The following is a 6,058-nucleotide window of genomic DNA, read 5'->3' as shown; positions in this document are numbered from 1 at the left end:
GCCGCGGGGGGGGCCGGTGGCGCCACCCTGTTCCTGACCGACAGGTTCCGGTCGGCGCGCACGTTGGGCGGCCGGCACGCACGGATTCGGTCAGAGTCGGCGGGAGTGCCGCCGGCACTCCTTCGACGAGCGAGGAGGACGGCGGCGCCGAAGGGTGAGGCCTACTCGTGGAACTCGAAGCGCCACGCCTGCTCCAGGTTCTCCGGTGCCAGCGGGCGCAGCGCCGTCATCGGGGGGAAGATCCGCAGCAGGCTGAGGTCCACCGTCAGTTCGGTGCCGTCGATCGGGCCGCCGGGGACGACGATGTGGAACGCGTTCGGCTCGGCGGACTGCCGGAGCTGCCATTCGGTGGCCTGCGAGGAGCCGCGGAGCATCTTGTTGATCTCCGGAACGCCGTCGAAGCTGAGGTACGTTTCGTGCCGCAGGTTCATGATGGTGACGTTGCCGTCGGAGAGCGCCTCGATGTGCCACTCCTGCTCCCCGGGCTGACCGGTCGGCGGCAGGACGACCGCAGGGGCCTTGTCGTCGAGGAGTGTCAGGAGCTGCTCGTTGCGCCTGGAGATTCCGTAGGGGCCGTTGGGGATCGGTGCCATGACAGTGGTCTCCTCGGGAGGGGAAGTCGTCGGTGCGGTGCTCCAAGCGGAGCGCACCCACGATCCTTGCCGTGAACCTGCGCTACCCGGCGACGAACTCGCCCGACGGTCGCCCGATCGGACGTGCACCGTGGGGGTGCGAACGGAACGCCGCGAGCGTCTGTCAGGACCGGTCGGGGTGTCGGGGAAACCGCTGGCGGTCGGACGTTGCGGAGGGCCCGCCGTGCGGGTTCTCCGGGTTCACTGAGTGCTCCGGGTGCACTGGGTACTCCGGGTACACCGCCTCGAGGAGGCCGCGGACGAAGCGGTCGGGATCGTCCAGGCCGACGGGGGCCAGTGTGTCGGGGCCGTCGGCCGGCAGGTGCGGGACATGGCCACCGAGCGCACCCATCTGCGCGACTCGCTGATCCGCATGATCCGCATGATGCCGAGCTGACAGAGACTCACGACTGCCGGCAGTGCGGGTGGGCCCGGCCGCAGCGAGCCGCCGAAACGGAGCGCCCCGCAGGCGAGAAGCCTGCGGGGCCCTTTCGACGGACGGTCGCCGATCTCGGAGGGCCGAGCGTCAGGCGTACGGGTCGAAGGGGATTCCGGCCGGGCTCGTGTAGTCGAGAGCCCACTGGAAGTCGCCGTCGTCGATCTTGAAGGTGGCCGAGCCGAAATTGGCGCTGCTCAGCTTGTCGCGGTAACCGGCCGGGTAACCGTCCCAGCCGACGAGTCGCGGGTAGAACCAGTTGCCGGTGGCGTTCTCCGCCGGTTCGTCGTTGCTGTTGGCGAAGCGGAAGCAGTGGGTGGAGATGCCGTCCTTGTGGTAAACGATCTTCGGGTGGGTGCCGTCGAAGCGGATCTGCGAGCGTGCGAGCGTCTGATAGGTGTTGTGCTGGGACACCGACACGTACTGGACCTCGTTGTTGTTGATCCACACGATGACGTGTTCCCAGTCGTGGGTGTGCCCGATGGCCGCCGGGCCGAGTGTGGCCTGGTCCTTCTCGAAGTAGCTGGCGTACATGACCGCGCACCAGCCGTTGTTGCACTTCTCGCGCGAGTACGTGTTGGCGTTGTTCAGCTGGGCGGGGTCGTGGCACTTGCCGTTGACGTCTCCGCCGAGCTTCAGACCGGGGTTGACGGTGCCGTCGGCGCCGATGGCGGCGGTGGCATAACAGCCGTCACCGTCGTAGTCGTAGGCGGGGGAGAAACTCTGCTCCAGGCCGTTGGCGTTCTGCGGCAGCAGGGTCAGGACGTTCGCGTGGGCGGTCGCCGGGATCGCGACGACGAGCGTCATCGCGCCGAGGGTGCCGAGAAGGACGTTGGCGAGGGATCTCAACTTGCGCATGGGGACTCCTTGTCGAGCGGCCGACGTCAGCAGTACAGGTTGGCGGGCGTCACGGTGTGGTCAGGGGTAGCTGGTCAGATTGGCCACGTTGGTCGTGGAGTTGGACGGGCCGCCCGTGCCGTTGACGACGTGCCGGATGGTCCCCACTCCGCCGAGAGAGACGGTCACCATGCTGGTGAAGCGCACATTGGAGTTGTTCGGCGCCTCGACGGCCCGCTCGGCGGCCACGCTCGGGTTGACGTTGAAGTAGCAGTAGCTGCCGAGTCCGTAGGCCTGGTGACTGGTGACGGAGTCGGCGACCTTGTAGGCGGCGTAGCCCTGCGTGGAGCCGTTCATCCAGGCCGACTGGTTCGGCGGGTCGTAGGGCATCTCGTTCTGGTAGAAGTACGTGCGGCCGCCGTTGCCGTTCCAGATGGTCTGGTACTTCTGGTAGTGCTCGACGAACAGGCCGTACGCGGTGACGTTGTCACCGTTGACGATCAGGCCGGTGTCCCCGGTGTTGGTGTTCCAGCCGACGCCGCTGCCGTGGTCGGCGCGCCAGATCCAGGTGTGGTCGGCGATGACGTTGTCGCTGTTGACGACGAGACTCGTGGTCGCCTTGCCGACGGCTGCGCCGCCGACGCGGAAGTACACGTCGTGCAGGGACGTCGGGTTCGCGGCGTGCGTGGCGGAGGAGCCCGTCGGGCCGACCTCCATCAGAGTGGGCGAGTTGGTGGTGCCCGCGTCGAAGAGGACGCCCGCGACCTTCACACCGTCGACGTCGGCCACCTTCATCGCGGTGACACCGTTGTCCGGGATGAAGGTGGCGAGGCCCAGTCCGAGGACGACGGTGTTGGCGCGGTTCACCTGGAGCGTCTGGTTGAGGTGGTAGACGCCCGGGGTGACCAGGAGGTTCTTGCCCGCCGCCAGCGCCGTGTTGATGTCCGCGGCGGTCGCACCCGGCTTCACGACGTAGAAGGTGTCGAGAGACAGCGAGCTGCCGGCCGGGGATCCGTTCGCCCAGCTGGTGCCGGTGGAGTTGGACCGCAGGGACGGCACGAAGACCTGGTAGGCGCCATTGCCGTCGATGTACAGGGACGGCTTCTCCCGGCTGACCGGGCTCTGCGCGACCGTGGTGTACGGCGGGCTGGGGAAACTGTTGGCCGGGACGCCCTGGCTGCCGACGAAGACCATGTTCCAGTTGGCGCCGGTCCAGCTGCCGAGCTGGGAGTTGCGGGTCAGCCACTGCTGCTGGCTGCCGGAGTTGACCTGCCCGTCGATCTTGGTGTCGGCGAGCAGACCGCCGCTGGACCAGCCGTTGTCGTCGAGGGCCATGTTGCCGCGCAGGTGCATCCGGCGGTACGAGGCGGCCTGGGAGACCGCCCAACGGTCGGTGCCGCCGGTCGGGTTGACCGACAGGCTCTCGGCGCCGCGCCAGAAGTTCTGCGTCGCGTTGCCCTGGAACCAGTCGGCCTCGGCATGCACCGCGCCGTTGATCGTGACCGCGTCCGGGGTCAGACCCAGACCCGCGACCTGGGTGTAGAAGCCGACGTTGACGTCGGCGTTGTAGGAGCCCGGCTTGAACAGGACGGCGTAGCGCTGGGAGCCGAACTGGTTCGTCTCCTGCTGCTGGAAGATCGAGGTCAGCCTGCTCTGGATCGTCGAGGACGACATGGACGGGTCGAAGACGACGACGTTCGGGCCGAGGTCCGGATTCGTGCCGGACTGGGTCACGGGGACCACCTGGAAGCGCTGGGCGGCACTCCCGTTGCAGGTGTACTGCACGAACTGCACACTGTCCGCCGTCGAGGCGCCGGGGTCGTCCAGGCACTTGCCGCTGTTGCGGTTGACGAAGTGATAGGCGCCGCCGCCCTCGTCGACCGGCAGCCACTGCTGGTTGGCGCCGCCGCCGTAGGCCCACAGCTGGACAGGCGCGTTGTCGGCCGTGGACACGTCGGCGACGTCCACGGCCTGGTTGGTGTTGTTGCCGTTGCCGATACGGACGTATCCGTCGCCGGTGGCGACGAAGCTCCACTGCTGGGCCGTCGAGCTGTTGCACGCGTACTGCTGCACGACGGTGCCGTTGGCGGTGGCGGCGGACCTGGCGTCCAGACATCTGCCGCTCGCGGCGTTCATGACGGTGGCGAAACCGGTGGGCAGGGCCTCGACCGCGCTCGCCGCCGCGCTCGCGGGCGAGGGTGCGGAGGTGAGCACGGCGGCGACGGTTGCGGTGACCAGCGCGGCGGCAGTGGATCTGCGGCGGCGCCTGAGCGCGGTGCGCACAGGGATGAACACGGGTTCTCCTTGCCGAACGAGTCGGCGGATGGTGGGGGGTGGTGGGGGGTGGGGCGCTGAGGGCCCCTCGTGGGGAGGGGCAACCGAGGCAGCGTTCACCTCTTGAACAGTGGATGTGTCACACGGTGCGATGCTGAGCCGTGAACCTAAAGGTCTGGACCGCGTTCGTCAAGAAGTGAAGCAGGCTGCGCAGAAAGCGAGTTGCAGCTGAACGCCGCCCGCCTGATCGGCCCGGCGGTCGCGGGTGTGCTGATCGGGGCGATCGGCACCGGGTGGGTGTTCGCCCTCAACGCCGTGTCCTTCACCGTGGTCCTCGCGGGTCTGCTGTCGATCCGGCCACGGGCGCGGGAGGCACGTGCCGGAGCCCGGCCCCCGGTCAACTTCCCGACCACGCTGGCCCTGTTCGCCGGCCGGGTCTTCGACGTCGGCTCCGCGGGGCTCGGCGTCATGAACACGGCCCTGGCCATCGGCACCGTCGCCGGGACGATCGCCGCCACCCGCGGTGTCTCGCCCCGGGGTAGGAACTGTCGTGATCGGCGCGCTGCTGTTCGGCGGCTTCGAGGCGCTGGCGGCGGTCATGCGTCAGGTGACGCCCGTACAGCCGTCAGTCTGGTCAAGGCGGCTCGCGGCCGTGATCCCGGGGAAGTTGGGGGCGCATTGGAGCATCAGCCGGAGGCGGTCAAACGTGATCTGGGGCACATCATGAAATTGATCGTGCAATTGCAGATTCGCGCAAATGGGGGTCGAAGTGCTTCGCCTCTGGAAGACGCCCTGCTGAGCGGGGGTGGCGAATCGAGTGTTGAGGGTGGCGAAACATGGCGGTGTACGACAGTAAAGATCATCACATCTTACGGTAAGCGGAGAAGTACCTTCCGTTAGAAAGATGTGTTCGGGGGCCTGCACGTTTACCTGCACCAGTGGGCTTATCTGTTCCCCGGAGCAACGGTGCTCTAGGTGCCTGACCGTGCCGACGGGGACGGAGCGGTCAGACCGCCGCCTGAAACGAAGGAAAACAACCACTGTGGACTACGACGTAGTCAGCCTCGTGCTGGCCTTCGCCGCCGCGGCGCGTTCGTTCGCGCCCGACGTGTGGTTCTTAGTGCGGCGCCTGCTCGGCGCCGGAGTCCGCATCGGGGCCGCCACCCTGATCGAACAACAGCCTCACCCCGCCTCCCCGACGCACACGGCGTCTCTGGACGACGGAGGCCGCTGATGACCAGCCAGCAACCCGACCCGTCAGGACACGTCACCCACAACCTCGCCGCCGTCATGCCGCCCGAGTTCTGGGAATTCCAGGCCCGCTACGACCGCGCCTGCATCGAGTACAGCCGCATCCACCTCGGCAACGCGGCCTCGGCCCGCAGGTTGGTCGACAGCACCTTTCTCTACCTGGCCACCATCTGGTTCCGCCTGGAAAAGATGCCCAACCCCGCTGCCCACGCCTGGGCCCTGTTCAAGCAGCGCGTCCACGGCGAACTCGAGGCACAAGGCCGCAGCCCCGCGACGACGGAGACACTGGCCTTCGCCCGGGCCCTGCGCGCCGCCTCCGAGCCCCTTCTCAACTCGTTCCGCGCCTCCTTCCACTCCGAATACGGCCCGGAGATAGCCGAACTCGAGGAAGGCATGGGCCTGTACCGGCAGATGACGAAGCTGAGCGAGCGGCAGTTCGACGTCCTCATCCTGCGCGACGCCCTCGGCTTCGACACCAAGGAGACCGCCCTGATCATGGGAATCCAGGAAGCGACCGTCCGCTCCACCCGACGCACCGCCAAACACCGCCTCGCCGCCGCCATGGGATTCCAGTTCGACGACACCGCCGACGCCGACGTCACGGACGACACCGACAAGGAGTGACCCA

At 67.8% G+C, this 6,058-nt stretch carries 7 protein-coding genes; 4 read left to right on the top strand and 3 right to left on the bottom strand.

Features of this window, described 5'->3' with window-relative positions:
- Positions 1-161: 161 nt before the first annotated feature.
- Positions 162-593, bottom strand: coding sequence for a hypothetical protein (locus tag ACWD4O_RS46650; protein WP_451289175.1), 432 nt, complete (start codon positions 591-593; stop codon positions 162-164).
- A gap of 256 nt (positions 594-849) precedes the next feature.
- On the opposite strand from ACWD4O_RS46650, the gene ACWD4O_RS46645 reads away from it, so the two are divergent.
- Positions 850-1,029: a hypothetical protein gene (locus ACWD4O_RS46645; RefSeq protein WP_451289173.1), complete on the top strand. Its 180-nt coding sequence runs from the start codon at positions 850-852 to the stop codon at positions 1,027-1,029.
- A 129-nt stretch (positions 1,030-1,158) separates the two neighbouring features.
- Here the strand turns inward: ACWD4O_RS46645 and ACWD4O_RS46640 are convergent, their stop codons facing one another.
- Both ACWD4O_RS46640 and ACWD4O_RS46635 read right to left on the bottom strand, forming a co-directional pair.
- Positions 1,159-1,926, bottom strand: a complete 768-nt coding sequence (locus ACWD4O_RS46640; RefSeq protein WP_451289172.1) for an NPP1 family protein — start codon at positions 1,924-1,926, stop codon at positions 1,159-1,161.
- A 60-nt stretch (positions 1,927-1,986) separates the two neighbouring features.
- Complete coding sequence (locus tag ACWD4O_RS46635) at positions 1,987-4,194, bottom strand: RICIN domain-containing protein (protein WP_451289177.1); 2,208 nt, start codon at positions 4,192-4,194, stop codon at positions 1,987-1,989.
- A 207-nt stretch (positions 4,195-4,401) separates the two neighbouring features.
- On the opposite strand from ACWD4O_RS46635, the gene ACWD4O_RS46630 reads away from it, so the two are divergent.
- The 3 genes from ACWD4O_RS46630 to ACWD4O_RS46620 all read left to right on the top strand — a co-directional run bounded on the left by ACWD4O_RS46630 (position 4,402) and on the right by ACWD4O_RS46620 (position 6,054).
- Positions 4,402-5,079 carry an MFS transporter gene (locus ACWD4O_RS46630; protein ID WP_451289171.1) on the top strand — a complete coding sequence of 226 codons (678 nt, stop codon included), beginning with the start codon at positions 4,402-4,404 and terminating at the stop codon, positions 5,077-5,079.
- Positions 5,080-5,221: 142 nt separating this feature from the next.
- The gene (locus ACWD4O_RS46625) at positions 5,222-5,413 is read left to right on the top strand and encodes a hypothetical protein (RefSeq protein ID WP_450948498.1); all 192 of its coding nucleotides are present in this window, start codon (positions 5,222-5,224) and stop codon (positions 5,411-5,413) included.
- The gene (locus ACWD4O_RS46620; protein ID WP_451289170.1) at positions 5,413-6,054 is read left to right on the top strand and encodes a sigma-70 family RNA polymerase sigma factor; all 642 of its coding nucleotides are present in this window, start codon (positions 5,413-5,415) and stop codon (positions 6,052-6,054) included. Before ACWD4O_RS46625 ends, ACWD4O_RS46620 begins: the two co-directional genes overlap by 1 nt.
- Positions 6,055-6,058 lie beyond the last annotated feature (4 nt).

This window comes from Streptomyces sp. NPDC002623 (assembly GCF_053592635.1).
Note: the sequence above shows the minus strand (reverse complement) of the source record. Positions and strands in the feature narration are given on the sequence as shown.

What these genes read in the sequence shown, in the direction of transcription:
- ACWD4O_RS46650 (WP_451289175.1), bottom strand. Translation starts at nt 593, where the DNA reads ATGGCACCGATCCCCAACGGCCCCTACGGAATCTCCAGGCGCAACGAG.
- ACWD4O_RS46640 (WP_451289172.1), bottom strand. Translation starts at nt 1,926, where the DNA reads ATGCGCAAGTTGAGATCCCTCGCCAACGTCCTTCTCGGCACCCTCGGC.
- ACWD4O_RS46620 (WP_451289170.1), top strand. Translation starts at nt 5,413, where the DNA reads ATGACCAGCCAGCAACCCGACCCGTCAGGACACGTCACCCACAACCTC.